Source organism: uncultured Aliivibrio sp. (assembly GCF_946479765.1).
Lineage (GTDB): Bacteria > Pseudomonadota > Gammaproteobacteria > Enterobacterales > Vibrionaceae > Aliivibrio.
The window spans coordinates 60173-84894 of the sequence record NZ_CAMLHO010000010.1 but is presented as its reverse complement, the minus strand read 5'-3'; the positions used below and the strand labels follow the sequence as shown (position 1 = coordinate 84894).

At 39.8% G+C, this 24722-nt stretch carries 21 protein-coding genes and 1 tRNA gene; 10 read left to right on the top strand and 12 right to left on the bottom strand.

Translation table 11 applies throughout. The annotated features are described in order from the left end of the window. Nucleotides 1–34: 34 nt before the first annotated feature. Entirely contained in the window at nucleotides 35–1249 is a 1215-nt protein-coding gene (locus tag Q1K78_RS06140) for a penicillin-binding transpeptidase domain-containing protein (RefSeq protein WP_300175496.1), read from the bottom strand. A 602-nt stretch (nucleotides 1250–1851) separates the two neighbouring features. Here Q1K78_RS06140 and Q1K78_RS06135 point away from each other — a divergent pair. Next, a complete protein-coding gene (locus tag Q1K78_RS06135; RefSeq protein WP_300175494.1) occupies nucleotides 1852–2136 on the top strand; it encodes a hypothetical protein in 285 nt (94 codons plus the stop codon). A 268-nt stretch (nucleotides 2137–2404) separates the two neighbouring features. Here Q1K78_RS06135 and Q1K78_RS06130 read toward each other — a convergent pair. From Q1K78_RS06130 to rpsU, 5 genes are all read right to left on the bottom strand, one after another. Next, a tRNA-Ile gene (locus tag Q1K78_RS06130) sits at nucleotides 2405–2480 on the bottom strand. A 153-nt stretch (nucleotides 2481–2633) separates the two neighbouring features. Further along, nucleotides 2634–4529: an RNA polymerase sigma factor RpoD gene (gene rpoD / locus Q1K78_RS06125; protein WP_366899571.1), complete on the bottom strand. Its 1896-nt coding sequence runs from the start codon at nucleotides 4527–4529 to the stop codon at nucleotides 2634–2636. Nucleotides 4530–4626: 97 nt separating this feature from the next. Continuing rightward, nucleotides 4627–6387 carry a DNA primase gene (dnaG, locus tag Q1K78_RS06120; RefSeq protein WP_300175490.1) on the bottom strand — a complete coding sequence of 587 codons (1761 nt, stop codon included), beginning with the start codon at nucleotides 6385–6387 and terminating at the stop codon, nucleotides 4627–4629. Nucleotides 6388–6464: 77 nt separating this feature from the next. Further along, on the bottom strand, nucleotides 6465–6908 hold the full coding sequence (locus Q1K78_RS06115; protein WP_300175488.1) for a GatB/YqeY domain-containing protein: 444 nt from the start codon (nucleotides 6906–6908) through the stop codon (nucleotides 6465–6467). Nucleotides 6909–6934: 26 nt separating this feature from the next. Then, complete coding sequence (gene rpsU, locus Q1K78_RS06110; protein ID WP_005421025.1) at nucleotides 6935–7150, bottom strand: 30S ribosomal protein S21; 216 nt, start codon at nucleotides 7148–7150, stop codon at nucleotides 6935–6937. A gap of 227 nt (nucleotides 7151–7377) precedes the next feature. On the opposite strand from rpsU, the gene tsaD reads away from it, so the two are divergent. Further along, the gene (gene tsaD, locus Q1K78_RS06105; RefSeq protein WP_300175481.1) at nucleotides 7378–8400 is read left to right on the top strand and encodes a tRNA (adenosine(37)-N6)-threonylcarbamoyltransferase complex transferase subunit TsaD; all 1023 of its coding nucleotides are present in this window, start codon (nucleotides 7378–7380) and stop codon (nucleotides 8398–8400) included. Nucleotides 8401–8468: 68 nt separating this feature from the next. Here tsaD and plsY read toward each other — a convergent pair whose 3' ends face one another. Beyond that, nucleotides 8469–9065 carry a glycerol-3-phosphate 1-O-acyltransferase PlsY gene (plsY, locus tag Q1K78_RS06100; RefSeq protein ID WP_300175479.1) on the bottom strand — a complete coding sequence of 199 codons (597 nt, stop codon included), beginning with the start codon at nucleotides 9063–9065 and terminating at the stop codon, nucleotides 8469–8471. Nucleotides 9066–9210: 145 nt separating this feature from the next. Between plsY and folB the strand changes: the two genes are divergently transcribed. From folB to Q1K78_RS06085, 3 genes are read left to right on the top strand one after another with little or no spacing between them, the layout of a single operon-like run. Beyond that, entirely contained in the window at nucleotides 9211–9564 is a 354-nt protein-coding gene (folB, locus tag Q1K78_RS06095; RefSeq protein WP_300175477.1) for a bifunctional dihydroneopterin aldolase/7,8-dihydroneopterin epimerase, read from the top strand. Then, nucleotides 9561–10049 (top strand): 2-amino-4-hydroxy-6-hydroxymethyldihydropteridine diphosphokinase, encoded by a 489-nt coding sequence (gene folK / locus Q1K78_RS06090; RefSeq protein ID WP_300175475.1) that lies wholly within the window; start codon nucleotides 9561–9563, stop codon nucleotides 10047–10049. Before folB ends, folK begins: the two co-directional genes overlap by 4 nt. Before the next feature lie 9 nt (nucleotides 10050–10058). Then, the gene (locus Q1K78_RS06085) at nucleotides 10059–10862 is read left to right on the top strand and encodes an undecaprenyl-diphosphate phosphatase (RefSeq protein ID WP_300175474.1); all 804 of its coding nucleotides are present in this window, start codon (nucleotides 10059–10061) and stop codon (nucleotides 10860–10862) included. Nucleotides 10863–10986: 124 nt separating this feature from the next. On the opposite strand, the gene Q1K78_RS06080 is transcribed toward Q1K78_RS06085, so the two are convergent. Then, nucleotides 10987–12210: a multifunctional CCA addition/repair protein gene (locus Q1K78_RS06080; protein ID WP_300175472.1), complete on the bottom strand. Its 1224-nt coding sequence runs from the start codon at nucleotides 12208–12210 to the stop codon at nucleotides 10987–10989. 139 nt (nucleotides 12211–12349) lie between these two features. Between Q1K78_RS06080 and Q1K78_RS06075 the strand changes: the two genes are divergently transcribed. Both Q1K78_RS06075 and Q1K78_RS06070 read left to right on the top strand, forming a co-directional pair. Continuing rightward, nucleotides 12350–13906, top strand: coding sequence for an ExeA family protein (locus Q1K78_RS06075; RefSeq protein WP_300175471.1), 1557 nt, complete (start codon nucleotides 12350–12352; stop codon nucleotides 13904–13906). 1 nt (nucleotide 13907) lies between these two features. Further along, nucleotides 13908–14582 carry a general secretion pathway protein GspB gene (locus Q1K78_RS06070; protein WP_300175469.1) on the top strand — a complete coding sequence of 225 codons (675 nt, stop codon included), beginning with the start codon at nucleotides 13908–13910 and terminating at the stop codon, nucleotides 14580–14582. 103 nt (nucleotides 14583–14685) lie between these two features. On the opposite strand, the gene Q1K78_RS06065 is transcribed toward Q1K78_RS06070, so the two are convergent. The 3 genes from Q1K78_RS06065 to Q1K78_RS06055 form a co-directional block, all read right to left on the bottom strand. Then, nucleotides 14686–15297: a TIGR04211 family SH3 domain-containing protein gene (locus Q1K78_RS06065; protein ID WP_300175467.1), complete on the bottom strand. Its 612-nt coding sequence runs from the start codon at nucleotides 15295–15297 to the stop codon at nucleotides 14686–14688. A 174-nt stretch (nucleotides 15298–15471) separates the two neighbouring features. Beyond that, entirely contained in the window at nucleotides 15472–16758 is a 1287-nt protein-coding gene (locus tag Q1K78_RS06060; RefSeq protein WP_300175465.1) for an inorganic phosphate transporter, read from the bottom strand. A 27-nt stretch (nucleotides 16759–16785) separates the two neighbouring features. After that, nucleotides 16786–17466, bottom strand: a complete 681-nt coding sequence (locus tag Q1K78_RS06055; protein WP_300175463.1) for a TIGR00153 family protein — start codon at nucleotides 17464–17466, stop codon at nucleotides 16786–16788. A 186-nt stretch (nucleotides 17467–17652) separates the two neighbouring features. On the opposite strand from Q1K78_RS06055, the gene Q1K78_RS06050 reads away from it, so the two are divergent. After that, nucleotides 17653–19167, top strand: coding sequence for an inorganic triphosphatase (locus Q1K78_RS06050; RefSeq protein WP_300175461.1), 1515 nt, complete (start codon nucleotides 17653–17655; stop codon nucleotides 19165–19167). Nucleotides 19168–19212: 45 nt separating this feature from the next. Here the strand turns inward: Q1K78_RS06050 and Q1K78_RS06045 are convergent, their stop codons facing one another. Further along, nucleotides 19213–19974: a potassium channel family protein gene (locus tag Q1K78_RS06045; RefSeq protein WP_300175459.1), complete on the bottom strand. Its 762-nt coding sequence runs from the start codon at nucleotides 19972–19974 to the stop codon at nucleotides 19213–19215. A 121-nt stretch (nucleotides 19975–20095) separates the two neighbouring features. Between Q1K78_RS06045 and Q1K78_RS06040 the strand changes: the two genes are divergently transcribed. Together Q1K78_RS06040 and glnE are read left to right on the top strand one after the other, a co-directional pair. Then, nucleotides 20096–21697 carry a methyl-accepting chemotaxis protein gene (locus tag Q1K78_RS06040; RefSeq protein WP_300175457.1) on the top strand — a complete coding sequence of 534 codons (1602 nt, stop codon included), beginning with the start codon at nucleotides 20096–20098 and terminating at the stop codon, nucleotides 21695–21697. Nucleotides 21698–21841: 144 nt separating this feature from the next. Further along, a complete protein-coding gene (glnE, locus tag Q1K78_RS06035) occupies nucleotides 21842–24703 on the top strand; it encodes a bifunctional [glutamate--ammonia ligase]-adenylyl-L-tyrosine phosphorylase/[glutamate--ammonia-ligase] adenylyltransferase (protein WP_300175455.1) in 2862 nt (953 codons plus the stop codon). Nucleotides 24704–24722: the final 19 nt, after the last annotated feature.

Below are 24722 nucleotides of genomic sequence, written 5' to 3'. Positions count from 1 at the left end.
TAAAAGTTCAATTTAATGCAAAACTAACTCTTAATTATTTGTGTATAAGAGTTAGATTGTTGAGGGGGGAAATCTGACGAGAATCACCATTAGCAACCCAGCTCAGGTACCCTCCAGTCATAATGGGAGAAAAGAGCGCAAGCACCTCCCAGATAGTTAGGTGTACAGCCCCAAGCGCAAGCAATGGGCTATTAGGCAAAGGGACATGCACTCCTGACTTTCTTAGATATGAAATGAACCTTTCGACCTTAAGCTTTTCTAGTATCTGCAAGGCAACTGTATTAATTGAATAGGCAAATGAGTGTTGTATGGTCACTGGGCCTCGATATTTATGGTCTGCATTTCTAGGCTGTAACACCTGCCCATCGGATATGACTTGTATGGGCTTATCAATGAAAGTCTCATCAATAGGGAGCTTGAATTGATCTATATAGCATGTATATAAGGGTACCTTCAGGATTGACCCCACTAATCGTCTCTGCTGAAGAGCAGGCCGCTGTTCCACATTTTCTCCAACATAAATTGAATGAATCACCTTTCGGGTCCTATTGCTGCAAAGAACAACCACAGCAGAGATTAACTCTCCATCTTTACTACTTTCTTGTATCGAATGCAGCCTCTTCTTTACAGCTTGCTCTAGGGCTAAAGCTGAGTCTTTTTCTTTGTCGGTTTGGACTAGATTTAATCGATTATCATCACGAGCGATATCGATCATTGATGCACCCTCTATTGATTCAATGGCTACCAATAGAGCTTCATGATACGGAACCGAACTGTTATTTATAGATGGCTTCCCATTGTAAAAATCACTGAATTTAACTAATGAGGTTTTGTTTGTTCTAATAGAGCGTAAATGAAATCTATAACCACACTTAAATATCCGTAAACTACCTTTAACTTGCAACAAAAGAATGAGTCGCAGAATGTAATTGAGCGGAGTCAGTTTTGAGTTGGTCCATTCTAAGGATGTTTTGATCCCTACCTGAAGAGGACCAACGGTATAATTTCTTGGTAGATGTCCTGTTAATAGTGAGAGAACTGCTGCTACCAGTGCTACTGTCGATTCAACAAGTCTGAACCACCATGGCCTAGCAGTAGACTCTACCTTTATAACTGCTATTACTAGTGTTCGAGCTTCTGCTGAAAAGCTAAGCTTATTTATATGTCTAAATAGCGGTTTTGCAGAGGAACTTCCCGCTATTTGCTCTAAGATCAAAGCCCTGCGAGCCTGAATAATACGATCACTCATATCAGATAGTTTTTACCTCAATGGTTACTGAATTTATTCAAAGGTGGAATTATAGATCTTATGGGAAAATTTATATATACAGACCTAATTCGAGACAGGTAGCAATAAGTTGTCCAATAAGTCTAAGTGAATAGGGGGTTAATTTGCAGCCAACAATAGGCTAGATTTTACCAAAACTTATTTTATCCGAATCTAACGGTTTAGTGCATCAATTCTAACGCGCTTCTATTCATAAGTATCTTAACTGTAACGTTACCTATAATATTTACTTGCAAATGATAACCGTTTGCATTTGGAGGTGTGTTTATGGCATAATAACTATATGGCTAGTTCTAGCCTCCGTTGTTCTAAGTACCTACAAAGAAGTTATCAGGAATTTAACTGTTACCATTTGCTATGATATCAATCGCTTAAGTATTGATAACTTTCCCATTGGTACTTACTCAAGATATAAACCATACATCGTCGTGACCCTTATATCCTCTCAATTAAATTATTCTTTTTCAAAAGGAGATATTCTCATGTCTGAATAAAAATATGCACTCAATTAATAGAATTGTTTCTAACCAAATTAACTGATTATAAAAATTATAAGGAAAAATATGTTAAGTAAACAAAGTCAAGATTATCTGAATGATGTTAGAAGTCGCATAAAGAAGCGTCAAGGTAAGATAAATATCATTACAACGCATCCAATCCCAGAAACATATAAGCTTGTGTTTTTAAGTGGAACGCCTAGTTGTGTGATTAATGTTAAAGACCTTCAGGGGAAAAATACTGAGGGAAGTATCGTCCATCTAAATGGTGCTATTTATCAGGTCATAAAACGACTAATCATATCTAGTAAGGTTCTAGAACTACATCTAGATAATATATCACCGCAATAAAGAAACGAAATCTAATATGGTACTTTTGCTAATACGCCTTTAACGGACTATGAATATATCTAGATCGTTCCTTTCCAAAGATGACTTAACTATGCCAGTCGTTGTTGTGCAATAAACAAAACTTGGCAACAGAGAAGGTCTCAGATTACTATGGGATAGCGACAAGAGGATATGAGTGCATTGGGCTTGTCTGACCCGTTACCTGACCCAGAAACGTCAGATAGCAAAAAGGCGTAGTAGGTACTAACCTATTACGCCTTTCTAAATTTGGTGGCCCCTCCCAGATTTGAACTGGGGACCGAACGATTATGAGTCGTGCGCTCTAACCACTGAGCTAAGGGGCCTTTGTAGGTGCTGATTATAGGGGAAGATGAAAAGGGTGTCTAGGGATAATGTGTTTACTTTTTAATCAGTTAGTTAAAAATATCTATTTAGATCGAAAAAAGGTGAGCCTAAGCCCACCTTTTTGATTCTATTGATTAATAATAGGTTAATTATTAGTCGTCTAAGAAGCTACGTAATACTTCTGAGCGGCTAGGGTGACGTAATTTACGTAACGCCTTAGCTTCGATTTGACGGATACGCTCACGTGTTACGTCAAATTGTTTACCTACTTCTTCTAGAGTATGGTCAGTATTCATATCAATACCAAAACGCATACGAAGCACTTTTGCTTCACGAGGTGTTAAACCTGCAAGTACATCGTTGGTTGCAAATTTCAAGCTGGTTGAAGTTGCAGAATCAACAGGAAGTTCAAGCGTGTTATCCTCAATGAAATCACCTAGGTGAGAATCTTCATCGTCACCAATTGGTGTTTCCATTGAAATAGGTTCTTTTGCGATCTTCAGAACCTTACGGATCTTGTCTTCTGGCATTTGCATGCGTTCAGCAAGTTCTTCAGGTAATGGTTCGCGACCCATTTCTTGTAGCATTTGACGTGAAATACGATTCAATTTATTGATCGTTTCAATCATATGTACAGGAATACGAATAGTACGCGCTTGATCGGCAATTGAACGAGTGATCGCTTGACGGATCCACCATGTTGCATAAGTTGAGAACTTATAACCACGACGGTATTCAAACTTATCAACCGCTTTCATTAGACCAATGTTGCCTTCTTGAATTAGATCCAAGAATTGTAGGCCACGGTTGGTGTATTTTTTCGCAATTGAGATAACAAGACGTAAGTTCGCTTCAACCATTTCTTTTTTCGCACGACGAGCTTTCGCTTCACCGATAGACATACGACGGCTGATGTCTTTGATGTTTACAACAGGTAATCCTGTTTCTTTAACAATGTTGTTAATTTTTTTAATTGAACGACGAATGTCTTCTTCGTAACGCTTTAGGCGGTCTACGTATGGTTTATCTGAAGCTATAATTTCATTAAACCATTCGTCAGAAGCTTCATTGCCTGAGAACAGAGCAATGAACGATTTCTTAGGCATTTTTCCATATTCAACACACATACGCATAATTAAACGTTCTTGTGTACGAACACGGTCCATGCTGCCACGCATTTCACGAACAAGGTAATCAAACTGCTTAGGGATCAGTTTAAACTCACGGAATACATCCGTTAATTCACTGATAGCTGCACGTGCTTTTACGTTATCACGGCCATGCTCTTCAAAAGCAAGTTGCATGTTGTGATAAGACGTACGAAGCTCCGTGAATTTCTCCAAAGCAAGCTCTGGATCAATACCTACATCTTCTTCTTCTTCGTCTTCATCATCATCGGTCTCTGCTTCTTTATCTTCGTCAGCAAGATCTGTTGGACTTAGTTCTGAACCGATGTGTGTTGCTGTTGGTGCTGCTGAGCCATCATCATTAGGATCAACAAAACCAGAAATAATATCAGTAAGACGGATCTCTTCAGCTTGAACTTTATCAAACTGTTCTAATAAGTATGAAATTGCGCCAGGGAATTCAGCAACAGAACACTGAACTTCATTGATACCTTCTTCAATACGTTTAGCGATGTCGATTTCGCCTTCACGAGTAAGGAGTTCAACAGTACCCATTTCACGCATATACATGCGTACAGGATCCGTTGTACGGCCAATTTCACTTTCTACACTTGATAGTGCAGCTGCTGCAGCTTCTGCTGCATCTTCATCAGTTACGGCATCATCATCATTCAATGACATATCATCAGCATCAGGTGCGGTTTCAACCACTTTGATGCCCATGTCATTGATCATTTGAATAATATCTTCAACCTGCTCAGAATCTACAATTTCTTCTGGTAGGTGATCGTTAACTTCTGCGTAGGTCAGATAGCCTTGTTCCTTGCCTTTGATTACAAGTAATTTTAGCTGTGACTGCGGATTTTGATCCATAGACGGTATCCTACTTCTGGTCTGTGTGAAGGAATTAGTATGCGAAATGCAAACCACTACTTAATAGCAAATTTCTCTATTGATGATTACAGAGTAACCAATCTTAACACCTAATTTGGTGTATTATCTCAACAGAACTAGAGTATTACACGAGACGATTAATGACTAATTCGCCTAACTCTCGTTTTTCTTCGACTGATAAGCCGACACTTCTTTCTTTAGTCTGTAAAGCTTCCACTTGCTTTTCGATGCACTGGGCCAATACTTTGTCCAATGAATCTATAAATACATCTTGTTGATTGTCTTGGTCTATAGGAAGTTCCCATGCTGCCAAGCGTGATAATAGTTTTTCATTTTTATCACTGCGCCAATATTCTAATAATTGGCCTGTAGTGATATGGGGATTATGTCGACAATTTTCAAGTAATTGAAGAAATAAACTTAATCCTGGAAGTGGAATGTCTTTGACGCTCTCTAAATCCGGGACTAATTGAGCTAAATTCGGATTTTGAATTAGAAGTGTTATTACTTCACGCATAGCGGTGCGTTTTATTTCTGGTTGAGCTTGACGTTTTGCTTCAGGAGCGCCCTGTTTAGATATTAGTTGCTGTAGTTGGTTTTCATCCATAATTCCAAGCGTTTTGCCAAGTTGCTCACGTAAATAGAGACGTAACGTGCCACCAGGGACTTTATCTATGAGCGGAACGGCAAGTGTTGTGAGTTTTGCTTTGCCTTCTCGGCTGCTAGTATCAACTTGATCAACCAAACTTCTAAACATGAAATTAATAAGTGACTCTGCTCGAGTTATTTCTTGTTCGAAGGCGGCTTTACCATGCTGGCGGATATAGGTGTCCGGGTCTTCGCCGTCAGGTAAGAACATGAATTTTAATTGGCGGCCATCATTTAGATATGGCAGTGCTTGTTCCATTGCTCGCCATGCCGCTTCTCGACCTGCTCGGTCACCATCATAACAACACACGACAGTGCTTGTTTGGCGAAAGAGAAGTTGCATATGATCGCCTGTCGTTGCTGTACCTAGAGAGGCGACAGCGTAATCTACGCCAAACTGCGCTAAAGCTACGACATCCATATAGCCTTCAACAACGAGAGCTTGGGGTAAATCTTTATAAGCTTGCAGCGCTTCATATAAACCATAAAGCTCTTTGCCTTTATGGAAAATAGGTGTTTCAGGTGAATTTAAATATTTGGGAGTGCCTTCACCAATTACGCGACCACCAAAGCCGATAACACGACCTCGACGATCTCTAATTGGGAACATGACTCGACCACGAAAACGATCATAACGACGACCGTTATCGCTTTCAATTAACATTCCACCGCTGACTAAAGCATCTTGTGATGTTTTGTCTCGGCCAAAGTTATTTTTGACTAATTCCCATTCATCAGCCACATAACCGATACCAAATTTCTGAACTATTTCGCCAGAAAGTCCACGATCTTTAAGGTAGTTGATTGCATGAATATTTGCGGTAGATTTTAATTGGGAGCAATAAAATTGGCTGATGCCACCCATTAAATCATAGAGGCTACGCTTTTCTTCAGCATTGGCTGATGGACCGGAAGGGGCATTAAAGCCACTACGTTGTTCTCGAGGTACATCAAGGCCAAGCATAGAGGCGAGTTCTTCAATGGCTTCGACGAATTCTAAACGGTCGAACTCCATAAGGAAGTCAATGGCATTACCATGAACACCACAGCCAAAGCAGTGATAAAACTGTTTTTCTTGGCTAACAGAAAAAGAAGGGGATTTTTCATTATGGAATGGACAGCAAGCACCGTAGTTCTTCCCTTGTTTTTTCAGTTTTACTCTTGTGTCAATGATATCGACAATATCGTGTCGATTTAAAAGCTCATCAATAAAACTGCGAGGGATATGTCCAGACATCTTTTTTCTTTTCCTGTAGATACAAACAAGCCGTGCATATCAAAGATAGCACGGCTTGTTTTATAAATAGAGTACTATTAAGCCAGTTTAGATTTAACTAATTGACTTACTTTACCCATGTCAGCGCGGCCTTGGATTTGAGGTTTTAACACGCCCATCACCTTGCCCATATCTTGCATTCCAGCAGCACCAGATTCAATAATTGCTTTGTCTAATAACTCAGCAACTTCTTCATCGGTAAGTGCTTGCGGCATAAAGTCATCAAGCACTAAAATCTCAGCACTCTCTTTATCAGCAAGATCATCACGACCAGCAGCAGAAAACTGCACGACTGAATCACGACGTTGTTTAACCATCTTAGTTAAAACAGCAATGATATCATCGTCAGACAAAGTAGTATGACCATCGATTTCACGTTGTCTAATTTCAGATAAAGCTAAACGAATTGTGCCAAGGCGTAATTTGTCCTTGGCTTTCATCGCTAACTTTTGCTCGTCTTTGAGTTTTTCAATTAGAGCCATAACTTAGTCCTAAATTAGGTAAGTTATTAGTACAGGCGAACGCGACGTGCGTTTTCGCGAGACAACTTCTTAGCGTGACGCTTTTGAGCTGCTGCTTTAGCGCGTTTACGTACTGTAGTAGGTTTTTCGTAATGCTCACGACGGCGAACTTCAGAAAGAATACCTGCTTTTTCGCAAGAGCGCTTGAAACGACGTAGTGCAACGTCGAACGGTTCGTTTTCACGTACTTTAACTACTGGCATATGCCTTTCACCTCAGGTGTTAGTCAATTCGCTGGTAGTTATAATTAACCAGCTATTATTCAAATTGGTGCCGAATTTTAATCCGATCAAGACGTTTTGTAAAGCATTCTTGATTAAGAATTGAGTAATTTCTTTGTTTATTTTGCCTTCTATGGTCATCAGGTCGCTTGAGCTAGCTTAGGGATATAGGTAATATGGCGTTAAATTAACAGGTAACTGAGAAAAGTATGCGAATTTTAGGCATTGAAACCTCGTGTGATGAAACGGGTGTTGCGATTTATGATGATGAAAAAGGGCTATTAGCTCATCAGCTGTATAGCCAAGTAAAACTCCACGCAGATTACGGTGGTGTTGTCCCTGAATTGGCCTCTCGTGACCATGTTAAAAAGACAATTCCATTAATCCAAGCGGCGTTAAATGATGCGGGCATGACCAAAGACGATATCGACGGTATTGCTTATACAGCAGGTCCCGGTTTAGTTGGTGCATTATTAGTTGGTTCAACGATTGGCCGCAGTATTGCGTATGCGTGGGATGTTCCTGCAATTCCTGTTCATCACATGGAAGGTCATTTACTTGCGCCAATGCTTGAAGATACGCCACCAGAATATCCATTTGTTGCTTTATTAGTGTCTGGTGGTCATACCATGATGGTTGAAGTAAAAGGCATTGGCGAATATCAAATTCTTGGTGAATCTGTGGATGATGCCGCAGGTGAGGCGTTTGATAAAACAGCTAAATTAATGGGTCTTGATTATCCAGGAGGTCCTTTGCTATCTAAATTAGCAGAGAGTGGCACAAAAGGACGATTTAAATTTCCTCGTCCAATGACCGATCGCCCTGGCTTAGATTTTAGTTTTTCAGGTTTGAAAACATTTGCGGCAAATACCATTCGTGCTAATGATGATGACTTGCAAACGCGTGCTGATATTGCCTTTGCTTTTCAGGAAGCGGTTGCTGATACCTTGGCGATAAAATGTCGTCGAGCATTAAAACAAACGGGTATGAAACGTCTTGTTATGGCGGGAGGTGTGAGTGCTAATACTTATTTACGCCATGAACTTGAAGCGATGATGAAGAAAATTGGTGGTGAGGTATTTTACCCTCGAACTGAATTTTGTACTGATAACGGTGCAATGATTGCTTACGCTGGTATGCAACGTTTGAAAAATGGCGAGACTACTGATTTAGCAGTTCAAGCAAAGCCCCGTTGGCCAATCGATCAGCTGAAACCGATTGCAAAACAATAGAGATCAGCGAGGATCGTAAATGATCTTGTTTGAGGCTTTATTCTAAATAGCAGATAGAAGGGACTAATTTAGTCCCTTTTTTTTTGCCAGATTTTCTTCTCTTTACCAGAAAAGAAACGTCGAATATTTTCGTGGTGTTTTAAGACAATTAAACAAGAAAGCATGGCAACAGGAAGTGTATATTGAGGTTTAACTAACCAAGTAAATAGAGGTGCCAGTAAAGCGGTGATCATAGAAGCTAACGATGAATAACCGGTGAGTAATATGATGACTATCCAGCTGCTAAATAACATCCCCGTCAGATCTAATCCAATCGGAGCCAATGCACCTAAAGCGGTTGCTACACCTTTACCGCCTTTAAAATGGAAAAATAGTGGGTACATATGACCTAAGCAGGCCGAGATAGCAATAATGCCTAATAGAAGAGGGTTAATGTTAAGAAAGTAGCCTCCCCATACTGGCAGCATTCCTTTTAAAATATCAGATACAAGTACTAAACCTGCCGCCCCTTTTCCACCAAGGCGAAAAACATTGGTCGCTCCCGGATTATGAGAACCTGAAGTTCTAGGGTCGGGTAAACCTTTTAATCGACAAATCAAAACCGCACTAGAGATCGATCCTAGAAGATAGGCGATGATGATCATAATTAGTGCAAGAGGGGTCATGAATGAGCCTTTATTTGGGTGATCAGGAGCGATCAAAAATCATTTTTATAGTATATTGCTCAACATATTGAGCAAGGTAATATCAATATTACGTTGTTTTTCTTTTGATGGGTATCCGACCTCTTAATAAAAAGTGTGATCAAAGATGGATTTAGTATTTATAAAACAGCTTGAAGTTATTACAACCATTGGTGTTTATGAATGGGAACAAGGCATTAAACAAAAGCTTGTATTAGATATTGATATGGCTCATGACAATAAAAAAGCAGCAGTATCAGATGATGTTCAGTACTGTTTAAATTATGCTGAAGTGAGTGAGGCGGTAACTGCTCATATTCAAAATGGTCGATTTTTATTGGTTGAACGCGTAGCTGAAGAGATTGCTGATTTAATTATGACGCGTTTTTCAGTGCCTTGGGTCCGTATTCATTTATCTAAGCCGGGTGCTGTAGTTAATGCATATAGTGTGGGTGTGGTGATTGAGCGAGGAAGCAAATGATCACAACTTATATTGGTGTTGGTTCCAATATTGCCCCTGAAAAACACGTAAAAGCCGCAATTGATGAGTTAAATAGACTTGGTGAGATCACTAACATCTCAACCGTTTATGAGGCAGAATCTGTTGGGTTTTCGAGTAATAATTTTTTTAATTTAGTTGTAGAGCTCAACGTTACTCACTCTCTGGCTGAACTTGGTATTCAATTGCGTGCGATTGAAATTAAGTGGGGTAGAGAGCAAAATGCTCAGAAGAATCAAGATCGTACTTTAGATCTTGATATTTTATTGTATGGTGACTTGGTGTCTGAGTCAGATCCTACCTTGCCACGAGACGATCTCTTTAAGTTTGCTTTTGCTATTTTACCAATGGTTGAATTGAATCCGGATCTCATTGTTCCGAATACCCAACAAACCATTCGTCAAATTTGGTCTGAGTTTCCTTATACTCAATCACTAAAACCAGTGGTACTTAACCTTAATTTTTAATGGAATATCATGACGTACTTTGAAGCTTTTTTTCTCGCTTTATTGCAGGGATTTACTGAGTTTTTACCTATCTCAAGTTCTGCTCACCTTATACTTCCTTCTGCCGTGCTTGGATGGTCAGATCAAGGCTTAGCCTTTGATGTTGCAGTGCATGTTGGGACATTAGCGGCGGTGGTTATCTATTTTAGAAAAGAAGTGGTAACGCTGTTAACGGCTTGGATTGGCTCTATTGTTAAAAAAGAACACAATAAAGAATCTAAATTGGCGTGGTTAATTATATTGGCAACCATTCCAGCGGCTTTATGTGGTCTGTTATTTAAAGATTTTATTGAAGTGTACTTACGCAGTGCATGGGTGATTGCGACAACAACGATTGTATTTGGTCTTTTGCTTTGGTGGGTGGATAAAAACTCAGAGCTTGTAAAAGAGGAATACGAAATGACGTGGAAAAAGGCGTTATTTTTAGGGATTGCTCAAGCGATGGCGATGATACCTGGAACGTCTCGTTCTGGAATTACGATTACCGCGGCATTGTACCTTGGTTTTACTCGTGAAGCGGCGGCGCGTTTTTCATTCTTAATGTCGATCCCAATTATTACGCTTGCTGGTTCTTATCTTGGTCTGAAATTAGCACTAAGTGATATCTCAGTTAATTTCGGTTTTTTAAGTACGGGCGTTGTGGTTTCTTTTATTAGTGCTTATATCTGTATTCACTTTTTCTTGAAGCTGATTTCAAGCATGGGTATGACGCCGTTTGTGATTTATCGCTTGCTATTAGGTACGGGTTTGTTTGCTTGGTTAATCTTTGCTTAGAAACTAGAAACTAGAAACTAGAAACTATAAGAGCCTATATAACTGATTTGGCAGTAAATAAATCAACTGTCATAGTTTTTGCTTTTATAGTTTCTAGGGCGAAGCGTTCTAGTTAGCGTATAGCTTATTTGATATCCAACTTATCCTTAACTGCTTCAACTCGTCTTTTCGTCAACTCTTCTCTAATCTCTTGTCCTTTAAAACCAGCAGCAACTACTTCTTTAACTTCAACTGCTTTTGCAGCTTCAAACGCCATTTCAAAACGCGCTTTTTGCGGATAAGGTTCAGACTCTAACCCTAATCGACCCGCATGATCTGCTTGGCAACAAAGCAAGATAGGCTCTAAGCGCTCTGGCTTACGCCATACGTCCATCTTATCGAATATCTTAATGAAGGTTTGAGCACGAAGCTCTGAGGCTCTATGGACATTGGTGTGATGCTCACAAACCAGTAACGCTAAGTCTCGGAACTCGTTCGGAACACGAACACGAGCACATAGTTTTTTAATGAGTTTAATCCCAGTATGGCAATGCATTTTATGACTTGGCCATTCTGATTCTGGTGTTACACCTTTACCCAAGTCATGAACTTGAGCCGCAAAACGAGTAGGTAAATCTTGGCTTAGTAATGCGGCCTGTTGAGCGACCATTAAGGTATGAATTCCCGTATCAATTTCAGGGTGCCACTGTTCTGGTTGAGGTACACCAAACAATGAATCCAATTCTGGTAACACAATGGCTAGAGCGCCGCATTCTTTTAATACTGAAAGAAATATCTCAGGGTGCTGGTTAGATAGAGATTTTTCCCATTCTTGCCATACACGCTCTGGCGTGAGGTGAGATAATTCTCCGCTGTCCACTAAGGTTTTCATTAAAGTCATCGTTTCTGGTGCAATCGTAAACCCGAGATAATGAAAACGTGCAGCAAAACGTGCGACGCGTAATACCCGTAATGGATCTTCCACAAAGGCATCAGAAACGTGGCGCAATAGACGATTGGTTAGATCTTTTTGACCATGATAAGGGTCAATTAATTCACCGTTATCAGCTTTGGCAATGGCGTTAATTGTCAAATCACGGCGTAATAAGTCTTCTTCTAAAGTGACATCGGGTTCAGCGTAGCAAGTAAAGCCTTTATACCCTTGCCCGCTTTTACGTTCTGTTCTTGCTAACGCATATTCTTCTTTAGTTTTAGGATGTAAGAAAACAGGGAAGTCTTGTCCAACCGCTTGATAGCCGAGTGAACCCATTTCGTTAGGGGTGGAGCCTACAACGACCCAGTCTTTATCTTTTACATCAATATTGAGAAGTGAATCTCGAACCGCACCACCAACTAAATAAATTTCCATATTTTGCCCCACTAGCTGCCAAGATAAAGAGAACTTTCTTTACTTTCTTAGTTCCAATGATACCGTGCAATCATAGTTTTTCGACTTTTTATTCCATATTTATTCTTGGAATTATCCTGATAAGGCAAACATCATTCTTATGTACCAAGATTTTTTTGGCTTTAATGAGCTTCCGTTTTCAATGACGCCCAATGCGCGTTTTCTCTATTTGAGCGAGCGCCACAAAGAGGCGTTGAATTACTTATTGTCAGGATTAGGACAAGGTGGTGGATTTGCATTATTAACGGGCGAAGTTGGTACAGGGAAAACAACCGTATCACGCGCGCTATTTTCACAATTGGACGAGAACGTTCATCTTGCGTTAATTTTAAATCCAATGTTCAGTGCTCAAGAATTATTAGAAGCCATCTGTGATGAGTTGAAGATTGTTTATTCTGATAACGTGTCGTTGAAGAATTTAACGGATGCCATCGTTGGTTTTCTTAAAGAAGAAAGAGAGAAAGGATTTCAAACCATTGTTGCGATTGATGAAGCTCAGCATTTAGGCCCAGACGTCTTAGAGCAGTTACGGTTATTGACCAACTTTGAAACCGAGAGTGATAAATTATTAAAAGTATTATTGATTGGTCAGCCTGAATTACAACATAAACTACAACAAAGTAATTTACGTCAATTAGCGCAACGTATTACTGCTCGCTATCACTTACTGCCCTTAACGTCGAAAGAGATTGAGTCTTATGTGAAACATCGCTTAACGATTGCGGGTGGTGATCCTACGCTGTTTCCTTCTTCGGTAATAAAAAAGATAGCTTATCATTCTAATGGGGTTCCTCGTGTCGTTAATCTACTTTGTGATAAAACGCTATGGATAAGTTATCAAAATGGCAGTGACAAGATCGATCAAGCTGCAATTAAAAAAGCGTGTGAATTAGTATTAGATTGGCAAAGTGTTTCAATCGACAAGAATGAGACTCCAAAAGAAACGCAAAGAGGATTTTCCAATATAGCGGCATTAAGTCTCTCTGCTCTATTATGTTTTGGCAGCTATTCTTTATTGCCTACTTATTTAGAGACGCACTTTCCAATAGAATCTCCTCTTATTGAAGCGCCTTTAGGCGGTTTTCATCAACAATCGGATGCATTTAAAGCGCTGCTTTCTGTATGGGGTTACTCGGTGAATACCTTCCAAGCAAATTGCACCAATGCGAAACGAGCACAGCTATATTGTTTAGATGAAAATGGCTCTTTAGAGGATTTGCTTGCTATAAACCGTCCTGCAATTGTGTGGTTACAGCAAGATTCTGGCGAAGAGCTATTAGCGATATTATACCGTACAAACTCTAAAGGCATTGAATTATTACTTCCTTCTAAGCGTGTTGAGGTTTCACATCAATGGCTTAACCAACATTGGAATGGGGCTTATGTACAGTTATGGAAGAAGCCGATAATGGCAGAACGAGCAATGAGAAAAGGAGATCAGGGGGAGGCAATTTTAAAGCTGAACCAATTACTCTCTTTTGCTTTGGATCAGCCCATTACAGAGTCTGATATTTTTAACGATAAGACAGAGCTGCAAGTAAAACAGTTTCAGGAAATTTTTGATTTGAAAAAAGATGGTATTGTAGGGTCTAGCACTCAGATGTGGTTAGATAGCATCGTTAATCATGATGCTCCTTTATTACAAGGGGAAGGTTAAGATGTTTTCTGAACGTATTTCATCACTGACATTAAGCGCTTTGATTATATTGCCGCCTTTGCTGATATCAACTTATATAGCTTGGCCTTATTATCAAGATCAGCAACAGTCACCCCACATTCCAGTATTGACGTATACCGAGCTTAGTTTTCCTGATAAAGAGACGCAAAAGTTACCGATTCAAGCGGTTCAACTAGCGGTTCTGTCATCAATAAATAGTGACGTAAAAATCGTTAATACAAGTGATAATCAAGGGATGGTTCAACAAGATAAAAGTAAGGTAAGTAAGGGAAATATAGAACCATTCAATGTAGATGAATTAGATTTATCAGGTTTATCTCCTGAATTAGCCGCGCGTTTTGAATCTGTTTTAAGTGAGTCATCTGACATTAAAGATAGAGATGATGACTCTACGTCATATGATGATGCGGCCTATATTGAATTAGATAAAAGAGGGGTTCAATTTTCTGGGCAGTTACCGCCACTAAACTTTCAGACTCATAATTATACGTCTAAACCAAGTTATCGTTGGGTAAAAGTAAATGGTAAAGAAGTTAATATTGGTGCGAGTATTTCAAATGGAATTATATTGTTAGAAATTAATCCAAGAGATGTGGTGATTGAATTTCAAGGGCAGAAAATAGAAGTTCCAGCTCTGTATGAGTGGAAAGGGTAATTGTGTTTTATTAATCATAGTCAGATTGTACAGATATAAAAAAGCTCAGAACAAATCTGAGCTTTTTTGTATTCATCGTTTATCGATTAAGAATCAATATAGATTAAGACCAACCGTTTTGTTTCTTCTTACGGCTTGGGATCATGTGAGGAAGTAGAAGACCAAATAGAAGACCAATACCAGCAACCCCACCGCCATACATGAAGTACTTAAGTAGTAGGTCTTCTTTTTGCGTATCTAGCTTAGCTCGTAGTTCACGAACTTCAGATTGAGAGCTAACCAGTTGGTTATTTACATCGCTGTAGCTTTGCTCTAAATCTTGCATTTGTTGATTACGTTGAGTCAAGCTATCTGCTAACCCTGCCTTCTCATCATTTGCTGCTTTACGAGCGTTCGCTAGTTGTGTTTTTACAGAAGTAAGCTCCGCTTCAACTTTAGGTAAACGCTCACCTAAACCTGCCTGGCGAGAGAGTAACTTGCTTTCAACCCAACCTTTACGGCCTTTAGTATCCACAATTTGTGTGAAGCCAGAGTTTTTGTTACTGCTTAATAGAGTAATGCGTTCACCCGCATTTACGCTACCAATGATTTTGAATTGATTACTTGGACCTGAGTGCATGTACGTAAACAGGTTATCAGAAATATAACGAGTTTGAGCTTGCACTGGCGCAGCAATAGCCCAAGTAAGTAGAATCAGGCTAATAAAATGCTTCACAATAATATTCCTTTGAAAAATGGGTCTTGAATCTTCTAAGTAAAGAGAAAAAGAGCTTACTCATCACGACAGATTCAAATGAAGTTATAGATACTAAAAATATTTAAGCCCAGATGCAAGAAAAGAGGAGATTTTACTCTCCTCTTTGTGCAATTGTTTCAAAATTGATTACGGTTAGACAGGAACGCCGATACCAAAGATGGCTTGCATTGCGTAGTAGAAGATAACCGCCAGTAACGCACCTGCTGGAAGAGTCACTACCCAAGACGCAACAATATTACGTACAACGCCTAAGTTTAATGCGCCAATACCACGTGCAAAACCTACACCCAATACTGCACCAACTAACGTTTGCGTGGTTGAGATAGGAAGACCAGTGCCTGAAGCTAATACTACCGTAGATGCGGTTGCTAATTGAGCAGCAAAACCACGGCTAGGAGTCAGTTCAGTAATGCCTGTACCTACCGTTGCCATTACTTTATGGCCTAATGTAGCAAGACCCACAACGATACCAATACCACCTAGAGGAAGGATCCACCAAGCGATAGTTGTTTGCGTAGCGATTTCACCTAAGTTTTCAACCGTTGAAACCACAGCAGATAGTGGACCAATTGCGTTAGCAACATCGTTAGAACCATGAGCAAATGCCATCGCACATGCGGTAATAACCATTAATGTACTAAAGATACTTTCTACGCCAGTAAAGCCGCGGCTGTCTTTCTCGTCATTGACTGTATTTGCAAATTTACGAGATATATACAGGTAACCACCAACCATTACTAATGCTGATACTGCAATAGAGGCAAGCCACGCTTCACCGTTTGATAGATGCAAACCAACGTGTTTTAGGCCTTTTTTGATAGTAACAAGTGCAATAACCATTGTGGTGATGAACATGTAAACAGGAACAAAACGTTTTGCGTTCATCAATGGTTTATCAGTATCAAAAATTAATCGCTGAGCACTGATGAAAATCATATAGGCAAAAATACCAGATATGAGAGGAGTGATTAACCAGCTCCCAACAATCCCTTGCACTGAACTCCAATTAACCGCTTCGGTACCAACGGCAACACAAGCAAAACCGATGATGGCACCGATAATGGAGTGAGTTGTAGATACCGGCCACCCCATGTAAGAGGCAAGTAATAACCAAGTGCCCGCCGCAAGAAGTGCTGACATCATGCCATAAACTAAGACTTCTGGTTGGTGAGCGAAGAGAGAGGTATCAATTACCCCTTTACGAATTGTATCTGTAACCTCACCACCAGCAAGGTACGCCCCTGCAAATTCGAAGATCATAGCAATGATAATTGCTTGTTTTACTGTTAACGCTTTAGAACCTACAGAAGTGCCCATCGCATTGGCAACATCATTTGCTCCAATACCAATAGCCATTAGAAGACCGAAGAAGGCCGCAACTATAATTAGGGTCGTGCCGTAGTTAGCAAGAATATCCATTGTATTACCTGTTACTGAATCACAAACTTATGAGCGAGATAGCATGAGTTCTAAACGAGAACCAACACGCTGTGCTTGGTCGGCAATGCCACCAACCCACTCAAGGATTTTATAAAGGAACATAACATCGATTGGGTTGTATTTGTGCTCGATGCTCATGAGTTGCTGGCGCAGTTGAATTTGCAATTCGTCAGTATCATCTTCAATGATATCTAACTTATTGATCATCTCTGCAACCAAGGTGACTTCGCGTCCTTTAAAGCCAGTTTCTAATAGCTCGTCCAATTCGCTGATTACATCTTGCGCTTGACTAGCCGCATCTAAACAACGTTGAACATAAGCTAAAAATGCATCCTGCATAGAGCTTGGAATTTCAAGTTGGCGACCAACAACGCGACCTGCGATGTCTTTAGCCAGGTTTGCGAGTTTATCTTGCTGAGTTAACAGACCGAGCATATCGGTACGGTCAACAGGCATAAACAACCCACGAGGAAGTTTTAAACGAATTTCACGTTTTAGAACGTCCGCTTCCTTCTCTAAATGAGAAATTTGCGCACGAAGTTCACTCGCTTTTTCCCAATCACCTTTTGCACACGTTTCGAAAAACGGAATAAGAAGTGAACAGCATTCGTTGACACAAACAACATGTCGCTGCAGAGGTTTCATTGGGGACTTTGCGAATAACCCCATAATAGTATTTACTGGCATGGTTTCTTAACCTAATAAAACAAGTACCTAATGGTGAATTGTTAGACGATGGCCATAAAGGCGCGAATGTTAACCCAATCCCACTATCAATAAAACTACTTTAGATCATGGTTTTGGCATTATTTGTTGCTTGATACCGAACAGTTTAAGCCATATCCTTGGAAAGACAACGGTTATGAGGTCATTATGGAAACTGAAATAGAACTGAAATTTTTTGTTTTTCCTGAGTTTGTAGACACTATTATAGACAAAATTTCAGGGGCAACAGTCATAGAGCATAGTTGCCTCAACTTAGGGAATATCTATTTTGATACTCCTGAGCAACATCTACGTAAAAACGATATGGGATTGCGGATCCGTCGTTTTAATGATGAACGAGTGCAAACGTTAAAAACGGCAGGACGTGTTGTTGCAGGGTTGCATCAACGACCTGAGTACAATGCAGAACATGATTCAGATGTTCCTAATGTCTCTTTACATCCAGAAAGCGTATGGCCACATGACATCGCTTTAGATGATCTTCAAAAACAACTTTATCCTCTATTTTCAACCAACTTTGTTCGTCAGCAATGGTTAATTGCTATGCCTGATGGTAGCGAGATTGAATTGGCTTTTGATCAAGGCGAAGTCCTTGCTGATGATAAAACCACTCCAATTTGTGAAGTAGAGTTGGAGCTTAAATCTGGTCAAACGGATGCATTGTTTACGTTAGCGCGTGACTTATGCAGTTCTGGTGGTATGCGTTTAGGTAACCAAAGCAAAGCGGCGAAAGGGTACCGTCTTGCGATGAATACCCCAGCAGATAAAGTAAAACCGTTGTCATTGGTAAGAACTAATGCGGATGACAATGTCGAAACTTGTTTTGTTAACTCATTGGAGCATGCCCTTTCACATTGGCATTATCATGAGCAAATTTACATTGATAGCCATGATCAGTTAGCGCTGCAAGAGATCCGAATTGCGATTGCCTTCTTACGTCAAATATTCTTGGTGTTTGGTGAAATGGTGCCAAAGCGTGCGAGTGAATTATTACGTCAGGAATTAAAGTGGCTAGAAGAACAGCTTTACTGGCTTGATGAATCCGAGCACCTAGATTACTTAATTGAAGAAAAGGGCAATGTATTAAGAAAGTTAGATGCTAGAAAATTTTTGGTAGCTAGCCTAAAAGAAAGTGCAGAGTCGTTACCAAAGACGGATGAAATGCTCTCCTTGCTAATGTCATCTCGTTATTGTGGGTTGCTATTAGATTTAAGTCGTTGGATTTTAACGCGTGATTGGCAGCCATTTTTAGATGATAAAAAACGCCAAGTCTTGCGAGAATCGATAGATAGTCACTCAGGGACTTTACTTGACCGTACGTGGGAGGCATTGGATTCTGCTTTCTCTACATCGAATCAATTATTGCCAGTGGATTATTTCAAACAGAAAATGCGTTTACGTCGTAATCTCATGACAGGAACGTGTTTTGCTCTTATTTATGATAATGAGAGAAGAAAAGGTTTCCGTTTACCTTGGCTAGATTTATTGCAAGGCATTGATGATTTGATGAGTTTAGAGCCATTAAGAACTCGAGTTCAATTGCTTAATGAAGAAGAGCAAGAGCAACTGGTTCGCTGGTTGCTTCGCCAAGAGCGTTCAATCCTGCATGCGATGGAGCAAACTCGTAAAGCAGGATTAGAATACCCTCCTTATTGGCAGTAAATTTAAGCTAAGCTAAATAGACAGCATGGACAAAAAGAGAAGTATTTACTTCTCTTTTTTATTTTCAATATTATGTAATTTTTTTAGTATTTCAGCCTGTTGCTGTAAAAGAAGTTCAAGTATTTCATTTCTATGGTGCTTTTCTTCTTGTTCTTTCTTTCGTTGTTCTAGTTTTGATGGCTCGGTAATAATCGAGGTTATTAAGCCTGAAATCATACCAAATATCCCCACACCAGAAATAATCACCAGTACGGCCAATACTTTACCTGCCATAGTTACTGGATAATGGTCACCATAACCAACGGTAGAGATGGTTACAAAGGCCCACCATATCGCATCACCAGCGGTATGTATGTTAGCGTTAGGATCTTTACCTTCAAACATCAGCATAAAAACTGAGCCTAAAGAAATTAGGGTTACCATTAAGATTAAAATGGAGGCAATTGTTGCTTCTTTGCGGTTTGATTGGATCTGTTTTAAGAGTGATCGGCTTGAACGAAGTAGGCGGAATACACGTAAAATATGAAAGATACGCGCATAACGGATTGGCTCAATAATTGGAATGCTAGCAACAAAATCAATCCAGTGTTCTTTTAAATATTTAGGTTTATTTGTACTACGAAAAAAATCGATGGATAGCTGAAATATAAAGAGAGCACATATGATTGTATCAAGGGTGATCAGTATCGTTCGGCTACTGTGATCTAATGGTACGAACAGTAAGCTTGAGATCACAATTAAGGATAAAAAGGATAATATCAGTGACATTAAGCTCATGGGTTTTAGGTCAATTTTGTTATGATTCATGTTAATTATTTATATATGTCCATCGATATACTATTCAAGTATGTAATTGTAGGATAACTAGGCTTTTGTCTATTCATCATGCACTAAAAAAATTGATTCTGAAAGCAAGCAGGGAGTGAGGATGTCAACAATAGCATTTAGGCCATGGGAAAGGCTGGTTACTGATATTAAGTTAGTACCAAAGTTGGTCATGTTAATGGTGTTTAGTACGGTACTGTTAGTAACAAAACAGTTATGGGATGCGAATACTTTTTATCAATCAGTGATTACAATCCAAAAAGAACGAGCACAAGAATCTGCGATTGCTAGCGCTGAGTTGGTGAATGGCATTTTAAATCATAAGCCTAATGGTAAAGATCTGGCTGGTGAGGCAATTGCTGTTCAAGCAAAAGCGTGGGCTAAAGGTAACTATATTTATGTGATTGATCGCGATAGTGGTGAAGTCTTTGGTCATCAATCTGCCCGCTCAATTTCTTCTTTATCTGCATCTATTGATAATGGGTCTTCATTAAAACAAATGATCAGTGGGCTTTCTTCTCAGAGCGCGTATTCATTAAATGATGAAACTCGCTATGAATTTGCAGTAAAAGTACCAAACCATAACTGGGTAGTCGTCGCCTCTCAAACATCAGAAAGCGCAGAACTCTATTATCAAGATTATCTTTTCCAAGTCATTTGGCAAACCATTGTGATGATCGTGGCTTTCATGGTTATTCTATTAAGTGCTTCAAATATCATGCTACGTCAAATGCGCTACTTGAATTCATCAATGAAAGAAATCGCCGCACAAAACTTATCAGAGCCAGTTGAAATGAATTGCAAAGATGAGTTTGGTGATTTAGCAAGAGAGTTAAATAAAACGCGCTTACAGCTTAAATCTGTGGTTGAAAATCAATTATCGGCCTCTCAAGAGTTATCTAGCCTGACTGAAATCATGACAATTAGTATGGAAGGAACAAAAGAAGCGGCACAAGAAGAGTTTGTTGAAATTGATCAACTAGCCATAGCGATGAGTGAAATGAGTGCAACAGTGCAAAATGTCGCGGATAATGCTCGCAATGCGTCAGAGGAGACTGAACAAGCTCAAGCTCAAGCTAAAATTGGTCAAGAGTTTGTTGAAGGTACGATTGTTAAAATCCAAGCACTATCGGGTGACATTGCCGCTTCTGCTGAAGTGGTTAATCAAGTTGAAGAGCGTGTTGTTTCGATTAGTTCAGTGGTTGAGACTATTCGTGGTATTTCAGAACAAACGAACTTACTGGCATTGAATGCGGCGATTGAAGCGGCTCGTGCGGGTGATGCTGGTCGTGGTTTTGCGGTAGTTGCTGATGAGGTAAGAAATCTAGCACAAAGTACACAAGGTGCTACCGTTGAGATCCAAGAGATGATCACTCAACTTCAAAACAGTGCGAACCAAGCTGTCGATCTGATGGAAAAAAGTGTGGTTGAAGCCGCTGAAGGCGTTGAATTAGTGACCAATGCCGGAGCAGAATTAGATAGAATTGTGAATCAAGTTAATAATATCAATGAAATGAACTTCCAAATAGCGAGCGCTGCTGATCAACAAAGCAGTGTTGCTGCTGAAATGGATCAGAACTTAACGAATGTTCGTGAGTTGGTGGAAGCGTCGGTTGTCGTCATGACGGAGTTGACAGAAACGTCGGAAGAAATGCAAAAAAATGCCGAAGAATTAGAAGCAAAAATGAAAGTCTTCAAAATTTAGATAATCTTGCTTTGTTTTATTGACGCCTACACTCAGTTGTAGGCGTTTTTGTTTGCGGCTAAAACTAAATTTTGGCACAGTATAAGCAGTTTGATTCGTTCGATTAGCGTAACGAATACCATGGAATTATCGATAAGGAATATCATGTCTTTGCCATCATCATTAACGTCTTTAGCTGAGCGTCGTTTACAAGACTTAACTTATCTTAAACGTATTCAAGCATGGCCTGAGAATGTTCAAGATCAACTTATGATTGCGTTAGGTTGCAGTGACTTTCTGTATGAGGCTTTTCAGCAAGATGAGTTTTTGTGTCAGCATTTCCCATCAATGTTTGATGTGGTGGATCGTAGTGAGGATTACCGCTCACGACTGCAAGAGAAATTAGCACAATGTTGTGATGAAAATGGATTAATGCGAGAGCTGCGTTATTTCCGCCGTCGTGAAATGGCTTATATAGCATGGCGAGATTTTACCCATGGTCATATTCTAGATAGTTATTGGTCTTTAGAAGTCAGCCTTGCTCACTTATCTCTTTTGGCGGAAGCCTTAATTGTTGAATCTTATCAATGGATTTATAAGCAGGCTTGTATTGATTGGGGAACACCAAAAAATGCACAAGGTGAAGATCAACCAATGCTCATTATTGGTATGGGTAAATTAGGTGGTGGAGAACTTAATTTCTCATCTGATATCGATCTGATTTTTACGTATCCTGAAAACGGTGAAACGGAAGGCGCTCGCAGAAGTATAGCTAATGCTCAATTTTTCACACGCTTAGGTCAAAAACTGATTAAAGCGTTAGATCAAATTACGGTGGATGGTTTCTGTTATCGAGTCGATTTACGTTTACGTCCTTTTGGTGAAAGTGGACCGTTAGTGATGAGCTATGCGGCACTTGAAGATTACTATCAAGAGCAAGGGCGTGATTGGGAACGCTACGCGATGATAAAAGCGCGAGTGATGGGAAAAGAAACGTACAGCCATTATCAAGAATTACGTCAAATGTTGCGTCCATTTGTATTTCGCCGTTACATCGACTTTGGTGCAATTCAAGCACTACGCCGTATGAAATCGATGATCACGACAGAGGTTCGTCGTCGTGGTTTGCATGACAATATAAAACTTGGCGCTGGTGGTATTCGAGAAGTTGAGTTTATTGCTCAAGTATTCCAATTAATCCGTGGTGGCAGAGAGCCTTCTTTACGAGGTCGTGGGTTATTAGAGACGTTAACTGCGATTAAAGAATTAGGGCAACTGTCAGTTAAAGAGGTTGATGACCTTACCAAAGGTTACTGCTTTTTACGTCGTTTAGAGAATTTATTACAAGCAATTGGAGATCAACAAACTCAAACATTACCCATGGATGAAAGAGACCAAACTCGTCTTGCTTTTGCTATGGGAATGCAAGATTGGGCGGAGTTGTACTCTGAAATAGAGCGACACATGAATACGATTCATGCCGTGTTTGAAGATTTGATTGGCCACGAGGAAGAAGAGTCAGAGAGTAGTATTGATAAAGCGTATATTGAGTTATGGGACATGGCACATAACCCAGAAGTTTTAGAACATATCTTACAAGAACTAAACCCTGAACAAGCAGAATCGTTAACTCAACATATAATTGAATTTAAAGGCGAGTTGAAAAAGAAAACCCTTGGCCCACGAGGTCGAGAAGCCATTACTAATCTGATGCCAAAGCTGTTTAGTGTCGTGATCAGTCGAGAAGATGCTAGTGATGCCTTGCCACGCATCACCAAACTGCTCCAAGCCATTGCAACCAGAACGACTTACCTAGAGCTTCTTGATGAGCACAGCGGAGCATTACAACATTTAGTTCGCCTATGTGCAGCAAGTCCAATGGTTGCAGACCAATTAACTCGCTATCCAATTCTTCTTGATGAGCTATTGGATATAAATCAACTTTATAACCCTATTGAGTTAAGCCAGTATAAGGTTGAGCTACATGAATTTCTTGCTCGTATTCCTGAGGATGACATGGAACAGCAAATGGAGGCATTACGTCAGTTTAAGCAAGTGTGTTTGCTAAGAATTGCAGCCTCGGATATTGCTGGTGGATTATCACTTATGAAAGTAAGTGATCACTTAACGTATTTATCAGAAGCCATTGTTGAGGCGGTAATAAACCAAGCTTGGCTGCAAGTGACTGAAAAATTTGGTGAACCGACACATCTTGAAGGACGAGATAGTAAAGGCTTTGCTGTTATTGGCTATGGCAAAGTTGGGGGGTGGGAGTTGGGTTATAATTCCGATCTCGATATCGTCTTTATGCACGATTGTGATACGAACACCTATACCAATGGTAAGAAAGAGATTGATGGTCGCCAGTTTTATTTACGTTTAGCACAACGCATTATTCATATTTTTTCAGTACGTACCCCTTCAGGTATTTTGTATGAAGTGGATACACGCTTACGTCCATCAGGGGCATCAGGCTTGCTAGTCAGTACTAGTGAAGCGTTTGATGAATATCAACGACAAGATGCATGGACATGGGAGCATCAAGCTTTAGTCCGTGCTCGTATGATTTATGGTGATGCGAGCTTACAATCAGCATTTAATCAAACTCGTCATGACATTATTTGTTTAGCGAGAGATGAGAAAAAACTGCAGCAAGATGTGGTTGAGATGCGTGAAAAAATGAGAGGCCATTTAGGCGGAAAAAAAGCAGGCCGCTTTATGATTAAACAGGATGCCGGTGGTATCACTGATATTGAGTTTCTCGCGCAATATTTAGTGTTAAATCACAGTCACCAAGCACCTAAGCTTACTCATTGGTCTGATAATGTGCGTATCTTTGAAAGTTTTGCTCAGCAAGGTGTGATGGATAATGAATTATCTCAACTGTTGATTCATGCTTATTGTGTAATGAGAAATGAAATACATCATCGCAATTTATTAGGCTTTGATGCCGATGTTGATGAAAATAGCTTTAGTAAAGAAAGAGAGACGGTGGTAAACGCTTGGAATAATTGGTTTGTTGAGTAAGCATTACTTAACTCTTCGT